Genomic DNA, 22,272 nt, shown 5'->3' on the forward strand with positions numbered 1-22,272 from the left:
CAGCCCTGGCCGCACGCCGACCCGCACCGAGCGACGGATCATCAAGGTCCGCCTGCTCCGCCGGTGGGGACCGGCCCGCATCGCGCACTTCCTGCACCTGGTGCCCTCGACGGTGCACCGCGTCCTCACCCGCTACCGCCTGGCCCGCCTGTCCCATCTCGACCGGGCCACGGGCCGCATCGTGCGCCGCTACGAACGTGACCGACCCGGCGAACTCATCCACGTCGACATCAAGAAACTGGGCAACATCCCCGACGGCGGCGGGCACAAGGTCCACGGCAGAGCCCAGGGCGGCCGCAACAGCTCCGCGCACCGCGACCCCACCCGACCCCGCCCCTGCCACGGCCGCCCCAACCTCGGCTACAGCTACCTGCACACCGCCGTCGACGACCACTCCCGCCTCGCCTACAGCGAGATCCTCCCCGACGAGAAGAAGGAGACCGCCACCGGCTTCTGGCAGCGGGCCCACGCCTTCTTCAGCCGGGCCGGGATCACCGTCGAGCGGGTGCTGACCGACAACGGCTCCTGCTACCGCTCACGCGACTGGCGCGACGAGCTGACCCGGGCAGGCATCCAGCACAAGCGCACCCGGCCCTACCGGCCCCAGACCAACGGCAAGGTCGAACGCTTCAACCGCACGCTGCTGGAGGAATGGGCCTACGCCCGCCCCTACCGGTCCGAAGCCGAGCGCCGGGCAGCATTCCCGCAATGGCTACACACCTACAATCACCACCGCGGACACACCGCGCTGAAAGGCCAACCACCCGCCAGCCGCGTCCCCAACCTCACGGGTCAGTACAGCTAGCGCTTCCGGTCGACGTACTCGAAGACCGAGCCGTCCGGGTGGACGGCGATCAGGTTGCGGCCGACCGGCGTCGGCACCGGGCCGGCCACGACCTTCGCCCCGACCTCGGTGAGCGTGGCGTGCGCGGTGTCCACGTCCTCGACCGCGATCGTCGCCGCCACCTTGCGCAGCACCTCCAGCTCCGACTCCGGCCCGCTCATCAGCAGGAAGCAGCCGACGGCCGCCACCGACACGCCGCCGCGCTCGAAGCGGAGCGCGCGGCTGCCGGTGAGCCGTTCGTAGAAGACCACCGAGGTCTCCAGGTCGTCGACGCAGATGCGCAGCGTGGTGCCGAGGATCTCCATACGGCGAGGGTAGTTGGCGGCGCCGCCCGGATCCATCGGGCCCTATCGGACCCGGCAGAGCACCTCGCCGTGCGGCACCAGGAACCAGCCGTCGTCCTGCCGTCCCCACTCCCGCCAGCCCTCGGCGATGGCGGCCAGTTCCTCCTCGGTCGCGTGCCCGCCGTCCACCGCGAGCTTCGCGTACACCGAGGCGGTCGTACGGTCCGCCCACAGCCCGCTCCACCAGGCACGCTCGTCGGGCGAGGCGTAACACCAGGTGGCGGCGGTGGCGGTGACGTCGGTGAACCCGGCCCGCCGGGCCCAGGACAGCAGCCGGCGGCCCGCGTTCGGCTCGCCGCCGTTGGCGCGCGCCACCCGCTGGTACAGCTCCTGCCACGCGTCCAGTACCGGGACCTCGGGGAACCAGGTGAACGCCGCGTAGTCGCTGTCGCGCGCCGCGACGACCCCGCCGGGCCGGCACACCCGCCGCATCTCGCGCAGCGCCCGCACCGGATCGCCCACGTGCTGGAGCACCTGGTGGGCGTGGACGACGTCGAAGGAGTCGTCGGGGAGGTCCAGCGCGTGGACGTCGGCGACCGCGAACCGGACGTTGTCCAGGCCGCGTTCGCGGACGGTGGCGCGGGCCTGCTCCAGTACGTCACCGGCCGCGTCGACCGCCGTCACGTGCCCGCCGGGTGCGACGAGCGCGGCCAGGTCCGCCGTGATGGTGCCGGGGCCGCAGCCCACGTCCAGCACGTCCAGCCCCGGCCGCAACTCGCCGAGCAGATACGCCGCGGAGTTGGCGGCCGTCCGCCAACGGTGCGAGCGCAGCACCGACTCGTGGTGCCCATGCGTGTAGACAGCGTCGGCCATGGCCGTACTCCCTCTGGTTGCCGGGGTGCAGTACGGACACAGTACGTCCACGCCACCGAATGGTGAGATGGCTTTCTCATATTCTGGTACAGGGGCGGCCTCCCCGGTGCCCGCGTTATCCGCCGGGCCGCCCGGGTACCCGACGCCCCATGGACGCGAACCTGCCGCAGCCGCGCACCGTCGTCATCACCGGAGCCGGCGGAGGCGTCGGCAGGGCGTCCGCCCGCGCCTTCGCCGCGTGCGGCGACCGCGTAGCCCTGCTCGGGCGTGGCGAGAAGGGCCTCGCGGGCGCGGCCGCCGAGGTGCGCGACGCGGGCGGCGAAGCCCTCGCCATGCCGGTCGACGTCTCCGACGCGCAGGCCGTGGAAGACGCCGCCGAGCGCGTCGAGACCGGGCTCGGCCCCATCGACGTCTGGGTCAACAACGCCTTCACCGGCGTGTTCGCGCCGTTCACCGAGATCGGCGCCGACGAATTCCGCCGCGTCACCGAGGTCACCTACCTGGGGTACGTCAACGGCACCCGGGCCGCCCTGCGCCGCATGGTCCCCCGCGACCGGGGAACCGTCGTCCAGGTCGGCTCCGCCCTGGCCTACCGGGGCATTCCGCTCCAGTCCGCGTACTGCGGCGCCAAACACGCCATCCAGGGCTGGAACGAGTCCGTCCGCTGCGAGTTGCTGCACGCCGGGAGCAGGGTGCGCACCACCATGGTCCAGCTGCCGGCCGTCAACACCCCGCAGTTCGACTGGGTACTCTCCCGCATGCCCGGCCGGGCCCGGCCCGTCGCCCCCGTCTACCAGCCCGAGGTCGCCGCCCGGGCCGTCGTCCACGCCGCCCGCCACCCGGGCCGCCGCGAGTACCGGGTGGGCGCCTCCACGGTCGCCACCCTGATCGCCAACGCGCTCGCGCCCGGGCTGCTCGACCGCTACCTCGCCCGCACCATGTACGCCGCCCAGCAGGACACCGGCACCCAGGCCTCCGACGAACCGGCGCCCAGCAACCTCTGGGCGCCCGTCGACGGCGCCCTCGGCCGCGACTTCGGCGCCCACGGCCGCTTCGACGACTCGTCCCACGACCTGTACGCCGACACCGTCCTGCTGCGCCATCCGGCCGCCCTGGCCGCCGGGGCGCTGGCGGGCGCCGCGGCCGCCGTGACGGTGCTGCGCCGGCGCCGCTGAGGGGTGCCCCCGCTGAGGGGTGTCCCGCGACCGTAATGCCGCGTTTGGGAGGCAGGCTCCGGGGCACCGGGAAGGTCCGTCCGCATCACGCGGCCGTGCACGCAGACGGCCGTGGGCGGACGGCCGTGCACGCAGACACGACGCTGGAGGCCCTGTGACCCCGTCCGTCAGCCCGTCCGGCCCGCTTCCCGGCCCCTCCGGCCGGCCCGGCCACCCCGACGGCTCGCGCGCCCGCGCCCTGCCGCGCGTCGTGATCGTCGGGGCCGGTTTCGCCGGATACCAGACCGCCCGCCACCTCTCCCGCAGCCTGCGCGGCCGCGCCGAGATCGTGCTGCTCAACCCGACCGACTACTTCCTCTACCTGCCGCTGCTGCCGCAGGTCGCCGCCGGTGTCCTGGAACCGCGCAGGGTCACCGTGTCCCTGCCCGGCACCCTCCGCCACGTACGGCTGGTCCTCGGCCAGGCCGACCACGTCGACCTCGACGGGCGCGCGGTCCACTTCACCGACCCCGAAGGCACCGAGGGCACCCTCACCTACGACCGGCTCGTCCTGGCCGTCGGCAGCGTCAGCAAACTGCTGCCCATCCCGGGCGTCGCCGAGCACGCCACCGGCTTCCGCGGCCTGCCCGAGGCGCTGTACCTGCGCGACCACGTCACCCGCCAGATAGAGCTCGCCTCGGCCGCCGGAAACCCCGCCGAGTGCACCTCGCGCTGCACCTTCGTGGTCGTCGGCGCCGGCTACACCGGTACGGAGCTGGCGGCGCACGGCAAGATGTTCACCGACGCCCTCGTCCGCAAACAGCCCGCCTGGCCCGCCGGCGTACGGCCCCGCTGGCTGCTCCTCGACGTCGCCGACCGCGTCCTGCCCGGCCTCGACGAGAAGCTCTCACGCACCGCCGACGAGGTGCTGCGCAGCCGGGGCGTCGACGTGCGCACCAGGACGTCGGTCAAGGAGTCCACGGCCGACGGGGTGCTGCTGGACGACGGCGAGTTCGTGGAGACCCGGTCGTTGATCTGGTGCGTCGGCGTACGCCCCGACCCGCTCGTCTCCGAGCTGGGCCTGCCCGTCGAGCGCGGCCGTCTCGTCGTCACCCCGCAGCTCGGCGTCCCCGGCCACCCGGACGTCTTCGCGTGCGGCGACGCCGCCGCCGTACCGGACCTGACCCGGCCCGGCGAGTTCACGCCCATGACGGCGCAGCACGCGGCCCGGCAGGGCAAGACCGCCGCCCGCAACGTCGCCGCGTCCCTCGGGTACGGCGAGGCCGCCGCGTACAAGCACAACGACCTGGGCTTCGCCGTGGACCTCGGCGGCGTCAAGGCGGCCGCCAACCCCATGGGCGTCAAGCTGTCCGGACCGGTCGCCGGTGCCGTGACCCGCGGCTACCACCTGGCCGCCATGCCCGGCAACCGGGTACGGGTCGCCGCCGACTGGATCCTGGACGCGGCCCTGCCCCGGCAGGCCGTCCAGCTGGGCCTGCTGCGCTCCTGGCAGGTACCCCTCGACACCGCCTCCCCCGAACTGGCCCGCATCCCGGGCCGACCCGGCAAGGAGTGACATGCACTACGAAGAACTGGCCACCCTCGGGCAGCAGTTGCGCGTCGACGCGGTACGCGCCGCCGACGCCGCCGGCTCCGGGCACCCCACCTCGTCCATGTCGGCGGCCGACATCGCGGCCGTCCTCCTCGCCCACCACCTGCGGTTCGACTTCGACCACCCCGAGCACCCCGGCAACGACCGGTTCGTCCTCTCCAAGGGGCACGCCTCACCGCTGCTGTACGCCATGTACAAGGCCGCCGGAGCGGTCGACGACGACGAGCTGCTCACCTTCCGCACGCTCGGCAGCCGCCTCGAAGGGCACCCCACGCCCCGGCTGCCGTGGGTGGACGTCGCCACCGGCTCCCTCGGGCAGGGCCTGCCCGTCGGCGTCGGGATCGCGCTCGCGGGCAAGCGCCTCGACGAGATCCCGTACCGCGTCTACGTCCTGTCCGGCGACAGCGAGATGGCGGAGGGCTCCGTGTGGGAGGCCGTCGAGCACGCCGCGTACAACCACCTCGACAACCTCACGCTGATCGTCGACGTCAACCGGCTCGGGCAGCGCGGCCCGACCCGGCACGAGCACCACCTGGCCGCGTACGAGCGGCGGCTGCACGCCTTCGGCTGGCACACCATCGAGGTCGACGGCCACGACGTGCAGGCCGTCGACCGGGCGTTCGCCGAGGCCCGCTCCACGATCCGGCAACCGACCGCGATCCTCGCCGCCACCCGCAAGGGCCGGGGAGTCGCCGCCGTCGAGGACCTGGAGGGCTTCCACGGCAAGCCCATCAAGGACGCTGAGGCCGCGATCCAGGAGCTGGGCGGCCCCCGCTCCCTCCAGGTCGACGTCCAGCGGCCACCGGAGACGTCCGGGCGGAAGACCACCGCCAACGGTGAGGGCGAGCCGCCCGAGCCCGAGCTGCCGCGCTTCGACATCGGCGACTCGGTCGCCACCCGCACCGCCTACGGGCACGCCCTGGAGGCGCTCGGCTCGGCACGCGCCGACGTCGTCGCGCTGGACGCGGAGGTCAGCGACTCCACCCGTACCGAATTCTTCGCCAAGGCCCACCCCGACCGGTACTTCGAGTGCTACATCGCCGAACAGCAGCTCGTCGCCGCCGCCGTGGGGCTCCAGACGCGCGGTTACGTGCCGTACGCCTCGACCTTCGCGGCCTTCCTCACCCGGGCGTACGACTTCGTCCGCATGGCGTCCGTCAGCCGCGCCGGGATCAACCTCGTCGGCTCCCACGCGGGGGTCGCCATCGGCCAGGACGGACCCTCACAGATGGGCCTTGAGGACCTGGCCATGTTCCGCTCGGTGCACGACAGCACCGTGCTGTACCCGTGCGACGCCAACCAGACCGCGAAGCTGGTGGCGACCATGGCCGACCTCAAGGGCGTGCGCTACCTGCGCACCTCACGCGGCGACATGCCCGTGCTGTACGGGCCGGACGAGACGTTCCCGGTGGGCGGCTGCAAGGTGCTGCGCACCCACGGTGACGACGACCGGGTGACGATCGTCGCCGCCGGGGTCACGGTCCACGAGGCACTCAAGGCCGCCGACCTGCTCGACGACTACGGCATCCCGGTGCGCGTGATCGACCTGTACTCGGTCAAGCCGGTGGACACCGACACGCTCAATGACGCGGCGGGCACCACCGGGTGCCTCCTCACCGTGGAGGACCACCACCCGGAGGGCGGCCTCGGTGACGCGGTCGCGGAGGCCTTCTCCGACGGCCGTCCCGCGCCGCGCATGGCACGCCTCGCGGTACGGAACATGCCGGCGTCGGCGACCCCGGAGGAGCAACTGCACAAGGCGGGCATCGACGCGGAGTCGATCGTGGCGGCCGTACAGCTGGCGGTGGAACGGATCGTCGCGCCGTGACCGGTCAGGACAGCCGGTGCCAGAAGCGGAGGTTGTGCCCCCGGGCGTAGTCGACGGGCCCGATCCGGTCCGGGGCGAGCGACTGGGTGTGCGGGGAGTGGCTCGCGGGCAGGTACGCCTTCCAGGCGGGCAGGCCCGGGCCGTCCGGCGCACCCGTGCGGGCGAAGGCCGCCCAGTAGCCGGTCATCGTGTCCGACAGCCGCAGCTGGGCCGGGGTGAACCGCTTCCGCACCTCCGCGTCCTCGAACAGGTAGGGCGTGTCGCCCGCGTGGTAGGCGCCGAAGTCGAACCGGCCCGGCAGGGGCAGGTACATGGGCGCGTCCCGGTCGGCGAACTCGTAGGCGTACACCGGCACATGCCTGCCCAGCACGGTGTGCTGGGCGTGCGTGCCCCGGGCCCACATGCGGTCGGTGACGACGGTGGCCCAGGCGAGGGCGGGGGAGGGGAAGGCAGCCGGCGGATACTCCGCCCGCACCTTCTGCGCGAGGCGGGCGCCGAAGGCCGTGGTGAGGGCCCGGTCGTAGTCGCCCTCGGTGAAGGGCCGGTTCACCGCGTCGTACCGCATGCCGACGAACGTGCGGTGGGCTCCCACACCGCGTGCAGGCCCGCCCACAACCCGATGTGCAGGGCGTCGTCGTCACCGGCGCCGCGCGCGACCGCCACGACGTGCCGCGCCACCTCCTTCACCACGCCGGGCAGGGCACCGGCCCCGGCGGCCGCGGGCGCGGCACCGGCCGCCGCCGCTCCGGGCGCCGCTCCGGCCGCAACGGCACCGGCCCCGGCCGCGTCGCCCCGCACGAGCAGCCCGTGCGCCTCGCGCACCACGCGCGGCTTCAGGCCCGTCCCGTCGCCCCGGCCGTCCGCCCCGTACAGCGTGAGCGCCACCCGCCCCAGCAGCGCGGGGTCGCCCAGGGCACTCGCCTGGGCGGTGGCGTCCTCGAACGCGAGCCAGGACCGCTCGTGCTCGCCGATCAGCTGGAGCTCCAGCCCGAGGTCCAGCGTGAGCAGCAGGCGCCGGCGCGAGGCCTCGGTCCCGAGCCGTTCCAGCGCGCGCCGGTAGTGCCCCACCGCCTCCTCGTCGGCCAGCCTGCTCGCCGCGTGCCGGGCCGCGCCCACCAGGAGGTCCACCGCCTCGTCGGCGGGCAGCTCCTCCCCGGCGAAGTAGGCGTGCCGGGCCAGCTCCGTCGGACGTACCGGGTCGGCGACGTCCCCGGAGGCGAGCAGGGCCCGTACGGCGGCGGCGTGCACCCGGCGCAGCCGTGGCGCGTCGAGCGCCTCGTACAGCGACTCGCGGACCAGGTCGTGCGTGAAGATGAACCGGCCCGTCTCCAGCGGCTCCACCAGCCCCGCCCGGGCCGCCTCCCTCAGCAGCCCGCCCGTGCGGTCCTCGTCGGCCCCCGCCGTCCTGGCCAGCGTCCCGCGAGCGAACTCCCGCCCCAGCACGGCGGCGTGGCCGAGCAGGTCGACGGCCGGCTCCCCGAGCAGCGCGAGCCGCCGGTGCAGCGCCGCCCCGACACCGGGTGCGATCGTGGCGACGGACTGGCCGGCGGACCACAGCCGTGCCGTCTCCTCCACGAAGAACGGATTGCCACCCGTACGCCTGCACACCTCGTCCGCCAGGGCCGCGCCGGGCCGGCTGCCGGCCGTGCGCGCCATCAACTCCGCGACCTCGCCCGGCGTCAGGCCCTGCAGCCGGATCGTCGTGGCCTTCGCCGTCAGCGGCTCCAGGAGCGGCTGCAGGGGATGGTCGGGCCGCCGCACCTCCACGTCCCGGTAGGTCCCGATGATGAGCAACCGCTCGAACCACGTGTGCTGGGCGGCGAATTCGAGCAGGCCGAGCGACGCGGCATCCGCCCAGTGCAGGTCCTCCAGCACCACCGCCACCGGGCGGCTCTGCGACGCCCCGGTCAGCATGGAGGTCACCGCGTCGAACAGCTGGAAGCGGTCCACCTCCTGGGACCGTGCCCCCTCGCCGAGGAGGACCGGCAGCGCACCACCGGCGGCGGTGGCCGCCCGCGCCCACTCCTCCCCGGTGGCACCGTGGCGCAGACTGCGGATCGCCTGGGTCCAGGGCCAGTAGCCGGGGGTGCCCTCCGAGTTCCAGCACGTCCCGTGCAGGGCGAGCATCCCGAGCTCGCGCGCCTCGCGTGCCGCGCGGCGCACCAGGGACGTCTTGCCGATGCCCGCCTCACCGGTGACCAGGACCAGACCGCCATGACTCGCGTTCGCCCGTTCGAGCCGGGCCCGCACCACACCCAGGCACGTGTCCCGTCCGATGAGCACCGGTTCGCCCGGTTCATCCGGTTCGATGACGCACCCCCTCCCGACACCGCCTTGATAGCCCGGCGCCCGGTGCGACACGCGGCGATGCGCACCGAAGTCACTCACCCGAGTGGACGGCACACCCGCTCAGCCATGGCCGAGGAGCCATTCCTCCCGGGTCGCGGCGTACTCCACATCACCCTGGTCGGACCCCTCGATCACGTCCGGCCACTCCTCGAAGAACGTCCGGACATACGTCAGTCCGCACTTCTCCATCACTCGCCGCGACCCCGCGTTGACCGTCATCGTGTTCGCGGTCACCCGCCGCACGCCCAGTTCCCGGAAGCCCTTGTCGATCAGCGCCCGGGAGCCCTCGGTCGCGTACCCCCGGCCCCATGCCGCCCGCCGCAGCCGGTAGCCGAGCTCCACCACCCCTTCCCCTTCGCCTTCCAGCGGCTCCAGCGAGAACCAGCCCAGCCACTCGCCCGTGACGCGCGCCTCGGCGGCCCAGAAGCCCCGCCCCATCAGCCGCCGCAGCGACCCCGCCCGTACCTCTTCACGGGACGCGGGCCGGCCGCCGTTGACGTACCGCATGACCTCGGGGTCGTTGTCGAGCGCCACCACGTCGTCCAGATCGTGCTCCGTGACCGTACGCAGCACCAGCCGGGGTGTTTCCAGGAAGACCGTCATGGGCAGGATGCTGCGTTCGCGCGCCACCGTCCCGCAACGTGATTCCGGCGTGTGACGCACGCCCGCCCGGGTAGGCGCACACGATGAGTACGAGCAGCGCCCGGGCCGTACGAGCCGGCCGCCGGACCGTCGACATCCACCGCCCCGACAAGGTGCTCTTCCCGGACGAGGGGATCACCAAGGCCGACCTGGCCGGCTACTACCGCTCCGTCGCGCCCTTCATGCTGCCGCACCTGCGCGGCAGGCCCCTGATGCTCGAACGGCATCCCGACGGCATCGACGGCCCCCGCTTCATGCAGAAGGACGCCCCCGACAGCTACCCCGACTGGATCCACCGCGTCGAGGTACCCAAGGAGGGCGGCACCGTCACCCACACCGTGTGCGACGACACCGCCACCCTCGTCCACCTCGCCGACCAGGCCTGCGTCACCCTGCACCGCTGGCAGTCCAGGGCCGACCGGCTCCACCGGCCCGACCGCATGGTGTTCGACCTCGACCCTCCCAAGGACGACTTCGACGCCGTACGCCGCGCCGCCCACCTCCTCGGCGAGCTGCTCGACGCGCTCAAGCTGCCCTCCGCGCTCATGACCACCGGCTCCAAGGGCCTGCACGTCATCGTCCCGCTCGACGGGCACAGCGAGTTCGACGACGTACGCGCCTTCGCCCGGGACGTCGCCGACACCCTCGCCGCGGCGCACCCCGGTGAACTCACCACCGCCCCGCGTAAACAGGCCCGCGGCGACCGTCTCTACCTGGACGTCCAGCGCAACGGCTACGCGCAGACCGCCGTCGCGCCCTACTCGGTACGCGCCAGGCCGGGCGCCCCCGTCGCCACGCCCCTGCGCTGGGACCAGCTCGACGACCCGGCCACCCACGCCCGCCGCTGGACCGTCGCCACCGTACTCGAACAGGCCCGCAGCGCCCCCTGGGACGGCTCCGCGCTCCGCGCCCGCGCCCTCGGTCCGGCCCGCCGACGCCTCGACGCACTGCGCTGACAGCACACCGAGCCCGGGCCAAGGGTTTGCGGATCCGAGTCACGGCAACCCGAAGAGCGAGGCATTCATGGCGAACACACCAGAAGACACACAGAACACCCAGAAGGACACCAGCGCCCGGGCGACCAGCGCCCGGGCACAACAACAGTCCCAGGAACAACCGCCGAGCCCCATGAAGGTGTTGCGGGGCGCATGCGCCCAGCTCGCCGAGCTGACCGGTATGGAAGCCGAGTCGGTGTCGTCGTTCGAACGCACGGAGGACGGCTGGACCCTGAACGTCGAGGTCCTCGAACTGGCACGTGTCCCCGACACGATGAGCCTGCTCGCCTCGTACGAGGTCGAGCTCGACGCACACGGTGAGCTCAGCGGCTACCGGCGCGTCCGCCGCTACGAGCGCGGGCGGTCGGACCGTTCCTAGAGAGGGAGGCACCCCACCATGACCGTTGTCCCGGCACAGCAAGGCGGCGGCGGCGCCCGCGGCACCAGCGGCCTGTACGACGTCCTCGAACTCGTCCTGGACCGCGGACTCGTCATCGACGCGTTCGTCCGCGTGTCCCTGGTCGGCATCGAGATCCTGAAGATCGACGTACGGGTCGTCGTCGCCAGCGTCGACACCTACCTCCGCTTCGCCGAGGCCTGCAACCGCCTCGACCTGGAGGCGGGCCCCCGCAAGGACCCCGGACTGCCCGACCTGGTCGGTGAGATGACCGAGTCCGGCGCCCGAGGAAAGTCCAAGGGGGCGCTTTCCGGAGCCGCCGAAACCATCTCCGACGCCCTGAAGGGCTCGTCCAGTGGTTCGTCCAGTGGTTCGTCGAGCCGCTCGACGTCCCGCAAGAAGGAGGAGCAGGAGTGAGCACGTACGTCTACGGCATCGCCCGCAGCTCCCACCCCGCCCTCCCCGAGAAGATGGGCGGCATCGGCGACCCGCCGCAGCCCGTCCGCGTCCTCGTCCACGGGGCGCTCGTCGCGCTCGTCAGCGACGCGCCCGAGGACCTCAGGCCCAAGCGGCGCGACCTGATGGCACACCAGAACGTGCTCGCCGAGGCGGGCGCGGGCGGCGCGGTGCTGCCCATGCGGTTCGGCGGCATCTCGCCCGACGACGACGCGGTCCTCGCCGTCCTCGGCGAGCGCGAGGAGCACTACCTGGAGCGGCTGCGCGCCCTCGACGACAAGGTCGAGTACAACGTGAAGGCCAGCCACGACGAGGAAGCCGTCCTGCACCGGGTGCTCGCCGACAACCCCGAGCTGCGGGGGCTCAGCGAGGCCAACCGCGCGGCCGGCGGCGGCACCTACGAACAGAAGCTGGCCCTCGGCGAACGCGTCGCGGCCGCCGTCCAGCAGCGTGAGGCGAGCGACGCGGTACTCATCCAGGAGTCGCTGCAGCCCGAAGCCGCCGACGTCAGGCCCGGCCCGGAGAGCGGCGCCTGGCTGGCGAACATCTCGTTCCTGGTGGAGCGCGACCGCGCCGACGGCTTCGTCGCCGCGATCGACAAGCTCCAGCAGGCCCACCACCACCTCGTGCTGCAGGTGAACGGCCCGCTGCCGCCCTACAGCTTCGTGGAGTGAGAGGAAAGGGACCCGAGCATGGGCCTGCTGGGAGAACTGCTGCTCCTGCCGGCGGCGCCCCTGCGCGGCACCGCCTGGGTGCTGCGCCAGGTGGTGGCGGAGGCCGAGCGGCAGTACTACGACCCCGCCGCCGTACAGCGCGAACTCGCCCGCCTCAATGAGCTGCTGGAGGCGGGCGAGATCGACGAAGAGGAATTCGACCGCCGGGAGGACGAGCTCCTCGACCGCCTGGAGAAGGGTCCGAGACAGTCATGACCACCCCACGCCCCAGCGGCCTGCCCAGCCCGTACGCGTCGGACGGCAGCAGCGCCAACCTCGCCGACATCCTGGAACGCGTCCTCGACAAGGGCGTCGTCATCGCCGGTGACATCAAGATCAACCTGCTGGACATCGAGCTGCTGACCATCAAGCTGCGCCTCGTCGTCGCGTCCGTCGACCGCGCCAAGGAGATGGGCATCGACTGGTGGGAGAGCGACCCGGCGCTCTCCTCCCGCGCCCGTGGCAGCGAACTCGCCCGCGAGAACGCCGACCTGCAGCGCCGGATCGCCGAACTGGAGGGACGCACCGTATGAGCACCGACCGGCTGCGTTACGTCTACGCCGTCACACGCCCCTTCGACGGCGTCCTGCCGGAGGGTGCCCATGGCATCGACGGCGAACCGCCCCGGCTGCTGCGCCACGGCGACCTGGTCGCCGTCACCGGCGCCGTCCCGGCCGAGGAATTCGACGAAGCGCCGCTGCGCGCCCGCCTGGAGGACCTCGACTGGCTGGCCGGCACCGCGCGCGCCCATGACGCGGTGATCTCCGCCCTGTCCACCGTGACCTGCCCGCTCCCGCTGCGGCTCGCGACGGTCTGCCGGGACGACAGCGGCGTGCGGCGCCTCCTGGAGGAGGGCCACGACCGGTTCCTACGGGCGCTCCAGCGGCTGGACGGCCGGGTCGAATGGGGCGTCAAGGTGTACGCGGAGCCCGGTGCCGCGCAGCGGGAGGAGGAACCGGCGGCCCCCGCGCGCGAGGCGAGCGGCCGGGACTACCTGCGCCGCCGGCTGCACGCCCGCCGCAGCCGCGACGGCGACTGGCAGCGCGCCGACGCCCTGTGCCGCCGGCTGCACACCGAGCTGTCCCGCTGCGCGGAAGCCGGCACCGTCCACCGCCCCCAGGACGCCCGGCTCTCCGGCGTCCCCGGGGTCAACGTCCTCAACGCCGCCTACCTGGTGGACCGCGCGCGCAGCGAGCAGTTCGTCGAGCTGGTCGACCGGGCCTCCGAGCCCGGCGTGCGCGTGGAGCTCACCGGGCCCTGGGCCCCGTACTCCTTCGCCGGCATCGCGGAGGAGGAGGCCCACGAGACCCAGGAGGCCGGCCGGTGACCGCCCCCGTGGCACGGGCGGCTCCGGAACCCCTGGCCGAACGGCGTATCGCGCTGGTCGACCTGCTGGACCGGCTGCTGGCGGGCGGCGTGGTGCTCACGGGTGACCTCACCCTCAGCATCGCCGACGTCGACCTCGTACGCGTCGACCTCAAGGCCCTCATCAGCTCGGTCAGCGAGGACGTCCCCTCGCCCTGGGAACCGATCCGCGAGGTGCGCCCGTGACCACGCAGCGCCGCAAGGTGGAGCTCGACCCCGACACCGTGGAACGCGACCTCGCACGGCTCGTCCTGACGGTCGTGGAGCTGCTGCGGCAGCTCATGGAGCGGCAGGCGCTGCGGCGCGTGGAGGGCGGGGACCTCACCGAGGAGCAGGAGGAGCGGATCGGGCTGACGCTCATGCTGCTGGAGGACCGCATGGAGCTCCTGCGGACGCGGTTCGGACTCGAGCCGGAGGACCTCAACCTCGATCTGGGGCCGCTCGGCCCACTTCTGTGACCATCAGGAACCCTGAGCCGCCCCTCCGCCCCTCCGCCCTTCCGAGCGCCCCGGGTCGAACGCGTACGCGGGCGGACCGGCGCTAGGTGGACCGGGGGAAATTCGTGCGCGTCGCCCCCTCACCGGCGCGCGCGGGCGGCCGGATCAGCAGATCATCGGACGCGTGGTCGCAGTCCACGCCGCACGGCCGCCGGCGATGCAGGGAAAGGCTCCGACATGCCCGTCGTCAACGTCGTCACCAGCGCAGGACGCCGCGTGCTCACCGGTGCGGTGTGCGCCGGACTCCTCCTGGCGGGCTGCGCCGCCCCCCGGACGGCCCAGGGCCCCGCCGTCGCGGAAGGCGAGAAGACGACGGCATCCGCGGCCTCCCCGGCGCCCGGCGCCCCCGTGCCGGCGCGACCCGCCGAGATCCCCGGCCTCGGGCCCGCCACCCGCTCGCACATCCCCGCCACCAGCAGCCAGGCGCTCGTCGTCAAGGGCGACGGTCCGCACTCCGACCAGTCGACCGCCGTCCTGTACGAGCGCGACGCGGCGACCGGCTGGAAGGCGGTCAGCCAGCCGTGGCCCGCGCACAACGCCCTGCGCGGCTGGACGGCCCACCACCGCGCCGGAGACCTGCGGACGCCCATCGGGGTGTTCGCCCTGGGCGACGCCGGAGGAGCCCTGCCCGACCCGGGCACGCGGCTGCCCTACGACCAGAGCGAGGAGTTCAACCTGTCCGGCACGGGGTTCCTGGGCGAACCGCTGGAGGGGTCCTTCGACCACGTCGTGGCCATCGACTACAACCGCGTCCCCGGCACCTCGCCCCTGAACAAGGTCCGCCCTCTCGGCCTCGGCAAGGGCGGCGGCGTCTGGATCCACGTCGACCACGGCGGGCCCACCCGCGCCTGCATCTCCCTCCAGCGGGACGACATGCGGCAGTTGCTGCTCGCGCTGGACCCGGCGAAGAAACCGGTGATCGTCATGGGTGACGCGGGGACGCTCGGCCGGTGACGACGGCGGTTCACGGCAGCATCCGCGGACGGTAGACCGTCAGCGCCTCGTCGTCCTTGTCCACCACCAACTCCGGCGGAGACTCGACGACTTCACCGTCGTACGCCAGCGGCGTCCCCGGCGCCAGGCCCGACACCCGCACCCGCCGCAGCTGCTCGGCCGCGTGCACCGGCGACCGGCTGAGGGGCCCCGCGAGCGCGGCCGCCAGCAGCCGCAGCCCCGGCAGCCGGCCGGCGTGCACCACCCGCACGTCCAGCAGGCCGTCGGCGAGGTCGTAGCGGCGGCCCGGCGTGGGGCCCATGCGCCGGTAGACGCAGTTCCCGGCGAACAGCAGCCACAGGGGGCGCCGCCGGCCGTGCACCTCCGCCTCCAGCGGATGCTCGCCGCGCAGCACGTGCCACGCGGCCAGGACGCCGGCGGGCCAGCCGCCGATCCGGGGCGACCAGCGCTCCCGGAGCCGTACCAGCTCGGGGTAGACGCCCAGGCTGAAGGTGTTGAGGAAGTACCCGTACGGCGCGCCGTCCGGCCCCGGGGCGAACCGCCCCAGGTCCACCCGGACCGCGTCGCCCGCGGCCAGCGCGCGGCAGGTGTCGTGGACCGACTCGATGCCCAGGTCGTACGCGAAGTGGTTGAGGGTGCCGCCCGGGAACACCGCGAGCGGCAGACCGTACCGGGCGGCCACCGCGGCGGCCCGGTTGACCGTGCCGTCGCCGCCCAGGACGCCCAGGGCCCGGCACCGCCCGGACGCGGCGGCCTTCTCCAGCGCGTCCGGCACGTCGTCCGGGTCGCACTCCAGCACCTCGGCGCGTGGCAGCGCGTCCCGTACGAGCGCGGCCGTGTCCCCGGAGCCGGAGGCCCGGTTGGCGACGACCACCAGATCGGCGCCGCCGGGCAGGGCGGGCGCGTCGGCGTGCGGGCGGCCCGGGGCGGGCAGCTGCGACCGGGTCGGCACGATCCCGCGTACGGCGAAGGCGGCGCCCACCCCGAGCGCGGCGCCGACGAGCACGTCGCTCGGATAGTGCACGCCCGTGTAGACGCGCGACAGCGCCACGGCGGCGGCGACCGGCGCCACGGCCGCGCCCCAGCCCCTGGACTCCAGCAGGACGCCCGTCGCGAAGGCCGCGGCGGACGCGGAGTGCCCGGACGGGAACGACGTGGTGAACGGCTGCTTCTTCAGCTGCCGCACCAGCGGTACGGCGTCCCGCACCGGCCGGGTGCGGCGTACGGACCGCTTGCCGACCGTGTTGATGGCCGCGGACGCCAGCGCCAGTGACGCCACACCGCGCACGGCCGCCCGCCGCGATCGCGCGCCCCGCCCGAGGACGGCCATTCCGGCCGCCGCGCCGAACCACAGCAGCCCATGGTTGGCCGCGTGACTCAGCCGGGGCAGCACCCGGTCGCCGCCCGGCCAGTGCCGGGTGGCGACCCGGTGAAAGACCTCCCGGTCCCAGGCGCTGAGCCGGGCGGTCACCCGGTCACGGACGGTCTCGGCCGGCTGCACGCCGTAGGAAGCGACCATGCCCCGCGCGTACCCGGCCGACCCCCCGCCCACGCGTGCCCGCCCTGCCTGCCGGTGCCCTTGCCCCGGGGCCGGGCCGGCGACCGACCGGCCGGGCGACGGGGCCGGGGCGCGGGCGCGGTCAGGCCGGGGCGGCTTCCCGCTCGCGTTCCTTTTCCGCGTACGGCCAGCGCAGCAGCGCGCCGAGGCCGCCGACCGGGACGTCGTCGTCGATCTCGGGGCGTACGCGCAGCACCTCCGCGCCGGTCATGATCGCCGAGCGGAGCAGGGCGTCGTCGGCGCGGGCGGGCAGGGGTTCCCGTTCGCCCAGGTAGTGCGTGTCGCTGCGGCGCACCGCGATCTGGTCCGGTTCGGCGCCCACCCACACCTGGCGGTGCGCGTCGGGCCCCTCGGGCCGGATGAGCAGCTCGGCGATGCGGTGCTCGCGGGCCGCCTCGACCAGCGCGGGCACGCCCTCGGCCGCGGCCTGCCCGGCGCCGGCGGTCGAACGGGCGGACCGGAAGCGGTCCAGCTCCTCCTCGGCCAGCCGCCGCAGGTGCTCCTGGCGGGCCGCTTCCACGTCCTCGTCCAGCAGCCGCACGCTCTTGCCCGCGCCCCGCGCCCGGCTCCCGTGCTCGCTCTCCACGGCCAGTGGGCGCACCTCGGCGGGCAGCCGCTCGTGCACGGAGTGCCGTTCACGGACGTCGCCGGTGAGCACTATCAGATCCGCGCCCGTCTCCTCCTCGCACTCGGCGAGGGCCTCCGCGATGCGCTCCGCGTTCTCCTCCCACGTGTTGTCCACACTGAGCTGGAAGTGACGCTCGGACCAGTCCGCCGAGCCGGTGCGGTGAATGGGCCAGTCCCTGCCCTCCACATGACCGGCCGGACGGCCGCCCAAGGGGCTGCGCAGCTCCAGCTCGGCACCGGTGCGGTCGATGTAGGCGACCAGGCAGACGGGTTCCTGCGCCGCCAGGTCCAGCAGCGGGCTCAGCCGGGGCAGCGCCGCCCACGTCACATCGGCGGGGGCGACGGGGCGCCGCGTCAGCGGCGGGTCGAGGACGACCTCGCCGTGTGCTGCGAACACCGCACGCCCGGCCTCGCCCGGAGGCCGGGGCCAGTCGGTCAGCGCGTCGTGCACGGCCCGCTCGGTCGCCGGGTCGCATCCCTGGGCGCGGAGTTCACGGCAGACCTCCCTGGCCTGCAGCTCACGTCGCTCCCTGGCGGACTCGTCGAACCCGGTGGTGTCCAGGTAGACGCTGGCCCACGGCCCGGGACGGTCGAAGAGAGTGGCGAGAAAGGCGACTTGCATGGCTCCCTCCCGGAGGCCGGAATGTGCGTCCGGGACGGGTACCCGGCAGACCATCGGCCACACAGGTCACTCGCCTGGCGCCCGCCGCCGGAGCCGGGAAGAGTGGACCGGGTGACATCAGTGGATCCACGGAGGTGACCCCCGATGCCGAACCCCCATGTGCCCGGCACGCTCCTGACCCGGCACGGCGAGGCGCTCGACCTGTTCGGCGCGCGGGTGCACGCCGTGCGCCCCGACCAGTGGGACGCCCCGACGCCCTGCACCGAATGGTCGGTACGCGACCTCGTCAACCACCTCACCGCCGAGCAGTTGTGGGTGGGACCGCTGGTACGGGAGCGGCGCACCGTCGCGCAGGTCGGTGACGCCTTCGACGGCGACGTCCTGGGCGACGACCCGGCCGCCGTCTGGGACCGGGCGGCGGCCGACGCGCGCGAGGCGTTCCTGGAGAAGGGCGCGCTGGACCGCACGGTCCACCTCTCGTCCGGACCGACGCAGGCCACCGCGTACTGCTCGCAGATGATCGCGGACCTCGTCATCCACGCCTGGGACCTGTCCCGGGCGATCGGCGCGGACGAGCGACTGCCGCAGGACCTGGTGGAATTCGCCGTACAGGAGGTGTCCCCGTACGCGGACGACCTCGCCGGCAGCGGTCTGTTCGCCACGCGGCTGAAGCCGCCGCCGGGCGCCGACGAGCAGACGAAGCTGCTCGCCATGGTCGGACGCGGCGCATGACGCACGCATGACGAGGCTCCTCGTCCGCCGCGCGGGACGAGGAGCCGGCCCTGGGTGTACGCGTCAGCCCGAGGCCTTGGCGAACTCCGCCGTGAACGTCTCGCAGAACGCCTTGAGGTCGTCCGGCTTGCGGCTGGTGATCAGCGTGCTGGGCCGCGCCCCGCACACCTTCACCTGCTCGTCCACCCACTCGCCGCCGGCGTTGCGGATGTCGGTCCTCAGGCTCGGCCAGGACGTGAGCGTCCGGCCGCGCACCACATCGGCCTCCACCAGCGTCCACGGCCCGTGGCAGATGGCCGCGACCGGCTTGCCCGCCTCGAAGAAGTCCCGGACGAACGCGACGGCCTTGTCGTCCATCCGCAGGAAGTCCGGGTTGGCGACGCCGCCGGGCAGCACCAGGCCGCCGAAGTCCGCGACGGAGGTGTCGGCGACGGTCCGGTCCACGGGGAAGGTGTCCGCCTTGTCGAGGTGGTGGAACGCCTGGATCTCGCCCGGCTTCGTCGAGACGAGAACGGGCGTGTCACCGGCGTCCTTCACGGCCTGCCAGGGGTCGGTGAGCTCCACCTGTTCGACGCCTTGGGGCGCCACGAGAAACGCGATCTGCACAGTGGTTCCTTTCTGGCTGTCATCCGGGTTCGGTGTTCGGCTCGGCCCGGCTGATGTCGGCGAGCGCGGAGTGCGGGTCCTGCGACACGGCCAGGTCCCCGATGCTGACCATGCCGAGCGGGCGGCCGTCCTCCACGACGGGCAGCCGGCGGACGGCGTGGCGCCGCATCAGGTCGACGGCGGCGGCGACCTCGTCGTCGGGGGAGACACAGACGGGATCGGGGGTGCACACCGACACGGCGTCGACGGTGAGGGGGTCGGCGCCGTCGGCGACCGCGCGAAGCGCGATGTCGCGGTCGGTGACCACGCCCACGAGCCGGTCGCCGTCCGCCACCAGCACATCGCCGATGTCCTGGGCGCGCATCAGCTGCGCCGCCTCGACGAGCGACGCGTCGGGGCGCACCGTCGCCACGCCCGGCGTCATGACGTCCCTCACGAGCTGTGCCATGGCTGTCTGCCTCCCTGATTCCCGCCTCTTCTTCCCTCCACGTGACGCCGCCCGGGGTACCCGTGCCGGGATCCTTCATGCCCGGTTACGCACGGTGTCCCTACGCCGGGTGCGGTGGCCGCACCAGTGCCACGGCCACCTCCTGGACGCTGCGGTACGTGCGGTCGCCGGGCAGCCCCGCCACCCGCTCCATGAGCGGATCGGGTGCGTGCCGCTCCCGCAGGATGCGCAGGAGGTCGCCGCGGTGCGCCGGGAACGGCGTACGGGCCAGATGCCGGCCCAGTTCCAGGCGCAGTGCCTCGAACGGGTCGGTGTGGACCCGGGGCGGTGCCAGTTCCGGGTCGTCCTCGGCAACCGGCTCCGGGTCGTGCCACTCCTCGGTCCTCGTCGGGTGCCCGGACCTGAGCAGCCCCTTGAGCTGGTGCTTCATCTCATCGTCCTGGCGGCGGCTGAGCCGGTCGCTGCCTCGCTGCATGGCGCCCTCCACGATCTTCCGTGTGCGGTCGCCGGGCGGGTACCCGGCCCGGCGCGGGCAAACCCGGGTTTGGCGGCCCAGGCAGCGGGGGACTCGCCGCTGCGGCTGAGCGGCCCATGGGTGGCAGGGGAGAAGAAGGCCTTCGGGCGCGGACGGCGGTCCGCGCCCGAAGGCCTTCCGGTACCCGGCCGGACCAGGGGCAGGAACGTTTCCGTCACGGGGGGTTTGTCTTCCGTTACGGGGGAGACCCGGCCCCCAGACGGAAGGACCGGGTCAATGGGACTGCTATCCGTACTGGTTCCGCTGCTGCTACCGCCCGCGATGCTCGGCGTCGTCGTGGCCATGGGGCGTTACGAGGAACTCATGCTGCCGGAACCGGGGGAGGAGGCCGGCGTGGAGGGGGCCGGCGCCCTCACGCCTTCCCGCCCGGCAGGAACTCCTGCACCTTCGCCTTCAGCCCCTGCTTCACGACCGCGCCACGCTCGGCGTCGCCCTTTGCGAGGGCCGCGACGGTCGACTCGAGCTGCTGCCAGGTCGCATGCGGCGGGATCGGCGGTACGGACGGGTCGGTGACGAACTCGACGACCGCCGGGCCGTCCGCCGCCAGCGCCATCCGCCAGGCGCTCTCCACCTCGTCCGGCTTCTCCACCCGCAGGCCGGTCAGCCCGATCGACTCGGCGAACAGCGCGTAGGGCACGTCCGGCAGTTCCTGGGACGGCAGGAACGACGGTGCGTTGCCCATGGCGCGCAGCTCCCAGGTCACCTGGTTGAGGTCCCGGTTGTTCCACACGCCGATGACGAGGCGCGGATCGTCCCACTGGTGCCGGTACTTGGCGGCGGTGATCAGCTCCGCCAGCCCGTTCATCTGCATCGCGCCGTCCCCCACCAGCGCCACCACCGGCCGGTCCGGGTGCGCGAACTTCGCACCGATCGCGTACGGCACCCCGCACCCCATCGTGGCGAGGGTCCCCGACAGTGAGCCGCGCATGTCGCCGCGCATCGCGATGTGCCGGGCGTACCAGTTCGCGACCGACCCGGAGTCGGAGGTCAGCAGCGTCCGCTCCGGCAGCAGCGGTGACAGCGCCCGCGCCACGTACTCGGGGTTGACGGGGTCGGCCGACACGCTCGCCCGCCGCTCCATGACCTCTTCCCAGCGCCGTACCGACTTCTCGGTCTTCTCCCGCCAGCCGCGCTTCTTGTTCCGGCGCAGGAGCGGGATCAGCCGGCGCAGTGTGGCGCGCGCGTCGCCGATGAGGTTCACCTCGTACGGGTAGCGCATCCCGGCCATGTGCGGGTCGAGGTCGATCTGCACCGCCCGCGCCTGCCCGTACTCCGGCAGGAACTGGCTGTAGGGGAAGCTGGAGCCGATCGTCAGCAGCGTGTCGCAGCCCTGCATCAGCTCCCAGGACGGGCGGGTGCCGAGCAGGCCGATCGACCCGGTGACGTAGGGCAGTTCGTCGGACAGGGCGTCCTTGCCGAGCAGCGCCTTGGCGACGCCCGCGCCGAGCAGGTCGGCGACTTCCTCGACCTCCGCGCGGGCCGCGGCCGCGCCCTGGCCGATCAGGATGGCCGGCTTCTCGCCGGAGTTCAGCACCTCGGCGGCCCGCTCCAGGGCGTCGTCGGCGGGCACTGCCGTCCAGGCGCTGCGGTCCAGGCTGGAGGGCACCATCTTGAACTCGTGCGTGGGCGGGGTGTATTCGAGCTCCTGCACATCGCCCGGCACGATCACCACGGTCGGGCAGCGGCGCGCGTACGCCGTGCGGATCGCCCGGTCGAGGACGTTCGGCAGCTGCTCGGGGACGTTCACCGTGGCGATGAAGTCGGAGGCGACGTCCTTGAACAGCGAGTGGAGGTCGACCTCCTGCTGGTACGAGCCGCCCATCGCGCTGCGGGCGGTCTGGCCGACGATCGCCACCACCGGCACGTGGTCGAGCTTGGCGTCGTACAGCCCGTTCAGCAGGTGGATCGCGCCCGGCCCCGAGGTCGCCACGCACACCCCGAGCCGGTGCCCGAACTTGGCGTACCCGACCGCCTCGAACGCGGCCATCTCCTCGTGCCGGGCCTGGATGAAGCGGGGCCGGTTCTCGGCGCGGCCCCAGGCGGCGATCAGTCCATTGATCCCGTCACCCGGATAGCCGAACACGTACTCGACATCCCAGTCGCGCAGCCGCGCGAGAATCACGTCGGCGACATCCTTGCTCATCAGCGGTCCTCCTGAGCCTCTCCGGTCGGGTCGGTACT

26 protein-coding genes are annotated in these 22,272 nt (G+C 73.5%); 15 read left to right on the plus strand and 11 right to left on the minus strand.

Annotation, left to right across the window (positions count from 1 at the left end):
* Positions 1-805: IS481 family transposase (locus BKD26_RS33655; RefSeq protein ID WP_084906135.1), on the plus strand; the 805-nt coding region annotated here is incomplete at its 5' end.
* On the opposite strand, the gene BKD26_RS33660 is transcribed toward BKD26_RS33655, so the two are convergent.
* Both BKD26_RS33660 and BKD26_RS33665 read right to left on the minus strand, forming a co-directional pair.
* Complete coding sequence (locus BKD26_RS33660) at positions 802-1,149, minus strand: VOC family protein (RefSeq protein ID WP_084906137.1); 348 nt, start codon at positions 1,147-1,149, stop codon at positions 802-804. The two genes, BKD26_RS33655 and BKD26_RS33660, sit on opposite strands and share 4 nt — an antisense overlap.
* A 42-nt stretch (positions 1,150-1,191) precedes the next feature.
* Complete coding sequence (locus tag BKD26_RS33665) at positions 1,192-2,001, minus strand: methyltransferase domain-containing protein (RefSeq protein ID WP_084906139.1); 810 nt, start codon at positions 1,999-2,001, stop codon at positions 1,192-1,194.
* A 149-nt stretch (positions 2,002-2,150) separates the two neighbouring features.
* On the opposite strand from BKD26_RS33665, the gene BKD26_RS33670 reads away from it, so the two are divergent.
* From BKD26_RS33670 to BKD26_RS33680, 3 genes are all read left to right on the plus strand, one after another.
* Positions 2,151-3,176, plus strand: a complete 1,026-nt coding sequence (locus BKD26_RS33670; RefSeq protein WP_179166804.1) for an SDR family oxidoreductase — start codon at positions 2,151-2,153, stop codon at positions 3,174-3,176.
* 250 nt (positions 3,177-3,426) lie between these two features.
* Entirely contained in the window at positions 3,427-4,731 is a 1,305-nt protein-coding gene (locus tag BKD26_RS33675; protein WP_084906275.1) for an NAD(P)/FAD-dependent oxidoreductase, read from the plus strand.
* A 1-nt stretch (position 4,732) separates the two neighbouring features.
* Positions 4,733-6,595: a transketolase gene (locus BKD26_RS33680; protein ID WP_084906141.1), complete on the plus strand. Its 1,863-nt coding sequence runs from the start codon at positions 4,733-4,735 to the stop codon at positions 6,593-6,595.
* 4 nt (positions 6,596-6,599) lie between these two features.
* Here BKD26_RS33680 and BKD26_RS33685 read toward each other — a convergent pair whose 3' ends face one another.
* The 3 genes from BKD26_RS33685 to BKD26_RS33695 all read right to left on the minus strand — a co-directional run bounded on the left by BKD26_RS33685 (position 6,600) and on the right by BKD26_RS33695 (position 9,547).
* The gene (locus tag BKD26_RS33685; protein WP_084906277.1) at positions 6,600-7,160 is read right to left on the minus strand and encodes a carboxylesterase family protein; all 561 of its coding nucleotides are present in this window, start codon (positions 7,158-7,160) and stop codon (positions 6,600-6,602) included.
* Positions 7,142-8,878: an AAA family ATPase gene (locus BKD26_RS33690; protein WP_084906143.1), complete on the minus strand. Its 1,737-nt coding sequence runs from the start codon at positions 8,876-8,878 to the stop codon at positions 7,142-7,144. Before BKD26_RS33690 ends, BKD26_RS33685 begins: the two co-directional genes overlap by 19 nt.
* A 126-nt stretch (positions 8,879-9,004) precedes the next feature.
* Entirely contained in the window at positions 9,005-9,547 is a 543-nt protein-coding gene (locus BKD26_RS33695) for a GNAT family N-acetyltransferase (RefSeq protein WP_084906279.1), read from the minus strand.
* Between the two features lie 83 nt (positions 9,548-9,630).
* Here BKD26_RS33695 and ligD point away from each other — a divergent pair, with 83 nt between their 5' ends.
* The 10 genes from ligD to BKD26_RS33745 all read left to right on the plus strand — a co-directional run bounded on the left by ligD (position 9,631) and on the right by BKD26_RS33745 (position 14,963).
* Positions 9,631-10,542 carry a non-homologous end-joining DNA ligase gene (gene ligD, locus BKD26_RS33700; protein WP_084906145.1) on the plus strand — a complete coding sequence of 304 codons (912 nt, stop codon included), beginning with the start codon at positions 9,631-9,633 and terminating at the stop codon, positions 10,540-10,542.
* Positions 10,543-10,609: 67 nt separating this feature from the next.
* Positions 10,610-10,960 carry a gas vesicle protein gene (locus tag BKD26_RS33705; RefSeq protein ID WP_084906147.1) on the plus strand — a complete coding sequence of 117 codons (351 nt, stop codon included), beginning with the start codon at positions 10,610-10,612 and terminating at the stop codon, positions 10,958-10,960.
* 18 nt (positions 10,961-10,978) lie between these two features.
* Positions 10,979-11,395, plus strand: a complete 417-nt coding sequence (locus BKD26_RS33710; RefSeq protein WP_073754891.1) for a gas vesicle structural protein GvpA — start codon at positions 10,979-10,981, stop codon at positions 11,393-11,395.
* Positions 11,392-12,108: a GvpL/GvpF family gas vesicle protein gene (locus BKD26_RS33715; RefSeq protein WP_084906149.1), complete on the plus strand. Its 717-nt coding sequence runs from the start codon at positions 11,392-11,394 to the stop codon at positions 12,106-12,108. Before BKD26_RS33710 ends, BKD26_RS33715 begins: the two co-directional genes overlap by 4 nt.
* An 18-nt stretch (positions 12,109-12,126) precedes the next feature.
* A complete protein-coding gene (locus BKD26_RS33720) occupies positions 12,127-12,363 on the plus strand; it encodes a gas vesicle protein GvpG (RefSeq protein WP_073754889.1) in 237 nt (78 codons plus the stop codon).
* Positions 12,360-12,680 (plus strand): gas vesicle protein, encoded by a 321-nt coding sequence (locus tag BKD26_RS33725; protein ID WP_073754888.1) that lies wholly within the window; start codon positions 12,360-12,362, stop codon positions 12,678-12,680. The genes BKD26_RS33720 and BKD26_RS33725 overlap by 4 nt, the downstream gene beginning before the upstream one ends.
* Positions 12,677-13,474, plus strand: a complete 798-nt coding sequence (locus tag BKD26_RS33730) for a GvpL/GvpF family gas vesicle protein (RefSeq protein ID WP_084906151.1) — start codon at positions 12,677-12,679, stop codon at positions 13,472-13,474. The genes BKD26_RS33725 and BKD26_RS33730 overlap by 4 nt, the downstream gene beginning before the upstream one ends.
* Entirely contained in the window at positions 13,471-13,698 is a 228-nt protein-coding gene (locus BKD26_RS33735) for a gas vesicle protein (RefSeq protein ID WP_084906153.1), read from the plus strand. The genes BKD26_RS33730 and BKD26_RS33735 overlap by 4 nt, the downstream gene beginning before the upstream one ends.
* Positions 13,695-13,970, plus strand: coding sequence for a gas vesicle protein K (locus BKD26_RS33740; protein WP_079277578.1), 276 nt, complete (start codon positions 13,695-13,697; stop codon positions 13,968-13,970). The genes BKD26_RS33735 and BKD26_RS33740 overlap by 4 nt, the downstream gene beginning before the upstream one ends.
* 216 nt (positions 13,971-14,186) lie before the next feature.
* A complete protein-coding gene (locus BKD26_RS33745; protein ID WP_179166805.1) occupies positions 14,187-14,963 on the plus strand; it encodes a hypothetical protein in 777 nt (258 codons plus the stop codon).
* A 10-nt stretch (positions 14,964-14,973) separates the two neighbouring features.
* Here the strand turns inward: BKD26_RS33745 and BKD26_RS33750 are convergent, their stop codons facing one another.
* Together BKD26_RS33750 and BKD26_RS33755 are read right to left on the minus strand one after the other, a co-directional pair.
* Complete coding sequence (locus tag BKD26_RS33750) at positions 14,974-16,482, minus strand: bifunctional phosphatase PAP2/diacylglycerol kinase family protein (protein WP_084906155.1); 1,509 nt, start codon at positions 16,480-16,482, stop codon at positions 14,974-14,976.
* A 121-nt stretch (positions 16,483-16,603) separates the two neighbouring features.
* A complete protein-coding gene (locus tag BKD26_RS33755) occupies positions 16,604-17,770 on the minus strand; it encodes a Vms1/Ankzf1 family peptidyl-tRNA hydrolase (RefSeq protein WP_084906157.1) in 1,167 nt (388 codons plus the stop codon).
* 144 nt (positions 17,771-17,914) lie between these two features.
* Here BKD26_RS33755 and BKD26_RS33760 point away from each other — a divergent pair, with 144 nt between their 5' ends.
* Positions 17,915-18,502 (plus strand): TIGR03086 family metal-binding protein, encoded by a 588-nt coding sequence (locus tag BKD26_RS33760; protein ID WP_084906159.1) that lies wholly within the window; start codon positions 17,915-17,917, stop codon positions 18,500-18,502.
* A gap of 63 nt (positions 18,503-18,565) precedes the next feature.
* Here the strand turns inward: BKD26_RS33760 and BKD26_RS33765 are convergent, their stop codons facing one another.
* The 4 genes from BKD26_RS33765 to BKD26_RS33780 all read right to left on the minus strand — a co-directional run bounded on the left by BKD26_RS33765 (position 18,566) and on the right by BKD26_RS33780 (position 22,234).
* Positions 18,566-19,108 carry a type 1 glutamine amidotransferase domain-containing protein gene (locus BKD26_RS33765; RefSeq protein ID WP_084906161.1) on the minus strand — a complete coding sequence of 181 codons (543 nt, stop codon included), beginning with the start codon at positions 19,106-19,108 and terminating at the stop codon, positions 18,566-18,568.
* 19 nt (positions 19,109-19,127) lie between these two features.
* The gene (locus BKD26_RS33770) at positions 19,128-19,556 is read right to left on the minus strand and encodes a CBS domain-containing protein (protein WP_084906163.1); all 429 of its coding nucleotides are present in this window, start codon (positions 19,554-19,556) and stop codon (positions 19,128-19,130) included.
* A gap of 100 nt (positions 19,557-19,656) precedes the next feature.
* The gene (locus BKD26_RS33775; protein WP_084906283.1) at positions 19,657-20,031 is read right to left on the minus strand and encodes a DUF2795 domain-containing protein; all 375 of its coding nucleotides are present in this window, start codon (positions 20,029-20,031) and stop codon (positions 19,657-19,659) included.
* 412 nt (positions 20,032-20,443) lie between these two features.
* A complete protein-coding gene (locus BKD26_RS33780; protein WP_084906166.1) occupies positions 20,444-22,234 on the minus strand; it encodes a thiamine pyrophosphate-requiring protein in 1,791 nt (596 codons plus the stop codon).
* Positions 22,235-22,272 lie beyond the last annotated feature (38 nt).

Source organism: Streptomyces sp. CB03238 (assembly GCF_002099185.1).
GTDB lineage: Bacteria > Actinomycetota > Actinomycetes > Streptomycetales > Streptomycetaceae > Streptomyces.

What these genes read in the sequence shown, in the direction of transcription:
- BKD26_RS33770 (WP_084906163.1), bottom strand. Translation starts at nt 19,556, where the DNA reads ATGGCACAGCTCGTGAGGGACGTCATGACGCCGGGCGTGGCGACGGTG.
- BKD26_RS33665 (WP_084906139.1), bottom strand. Translation starts at nt 2,001, where the DNA reads ATGGCCGACGCTGTCTACACGCATGGGCACCACGAGTCGGTGCTGCGC.
- BKD26_RS33705 (WP_084906147.1), top strand. Translation starts at nt 10,610, where the DNA reads ATGGCGAACACACCAGAAGACACACAGAACACCCAGAAGGACACCAGC.
- ligD (WP_084906145.1), top strand. Translation starts at nt 9,631, where the DNA reads ATGAGTACGAGCAGCGCCCGGGCCGTACGAGCCGGCCGCCGGACCGTC.
- BKD26_RS33775 (WP_084906283.1), bottom strand. Translation starts at nt 20,031, where the DNA reads ATGCAGCGAGGCAGCGACCGGCTCAGCCGCCGCCAGGACGATGAGATG.
- BKD26_RS33680 (WP_084906141.1), top strand. Translation starts at nt 4,733, where the DNA reads ATGCACTACGAAGAACTGGCCACCCTCGGGCAGCAGTTGCGCGTCGAC.
- BKD26_RS33780 (WP_084906166.1), bottom strand. Translation starts at nt 22,234, where the DNA reads ATGAGCAAGGATGTCGCCGACGTGATTCTCGCGCGGCTGCGCGACTGG.
- BKD26_RS33685 (WP_084906277.1), bottom strand. Translation starts at nt 7,160, where the DNA reads ATGCGGTACGACGCGGTGAACCGGCCCTTCACCGAGGGCGACTACGAC.
- BKD26_RS33695 (WP_084906279.1), bottom strand. Translation starts at nt 9,547, where the DNA reads ATGACGGTCTTCCTGGAAACACCCCGGCTGGTGCTGCGTACGGTCACG.
- BKD26_RS33745 (WP_179166805.1), top strand. Translation starts at nt 14,187, where the DNA reads ATGCCCGTCGTCAACGTCGTCACCAGCGCAGGACGCCGCGTGCTCACC.
- BKD26_RS33710 (WP_073754891.1), top strand. Translation starts at nt 10,979, where the DNA reads ATGACCGTTGTCCCGGCACAGCAAGGCGGCGGCGGCGCCCGCGGCACC.
- BKD26_RS33730 (WP_084906151.1), top strand. Translation starts at nt 12,677, where the DNA reads ATGAGCACCGACCGGCTGCGTTACGTCTACGCCGTCACACGCCCCTTC.
- BKD26_RS33725 (WP_073754888.1), top strand. Translation starts at nt 12,360, where the DNA reads ATGACCACCCCACGCCCCAGCGGCCTGCCCAGCCCGTACGCGTCGGAC.
- BKD26_RS33670 (WP_179166804.1), top strand. Translation starts at nt 2,151, where the DNA reads ATGGACGCGAACCTGCCGCAGCCGCGCACCGTCGTCATCACCGGAGCC.
- BKD26_RS33750 (WP_084906155.1), bottom strand. Translation starts at nt 16,482, where the DNA reads ATGGTCGCTTCCTACGGCGTGCAGCCGGCCGAGACCGTCCGTGACCGG.
- BKD26_RS33660 (WP_084906137.1), bottom strand. Translation starts at nt 1,149, where the DNA reads ATGGAGATCCTCGGCACCACGCTGCGCATCTGCGTCGACGACCTGGAG.
- BKD26_RS33760 (WP_084906159.1), top strand. Translation starts at nt 17,915, where the DNA reads ATGCCGAACCCCCATGTGCCCGGCACGCTCCTGACCCGGCACGGCGAG.
- BKD26_RS33755 (WP_084906157.1), bottom strand. Translation starts at nt 17,770, where the DNA reads ATGCAAGTCGCCTTTCTCGCCACTCTCTTCGACCGTCCCGGGCCGTGG.
- BKD26_RS33720 (WP_073754889.1), top strand. Translation starts at nt 12,127, where the DNA reads ATGGGCCTGCTGGGAGAACTGCTGCTCCTGCCGGCGGCGCCCCTGCGC.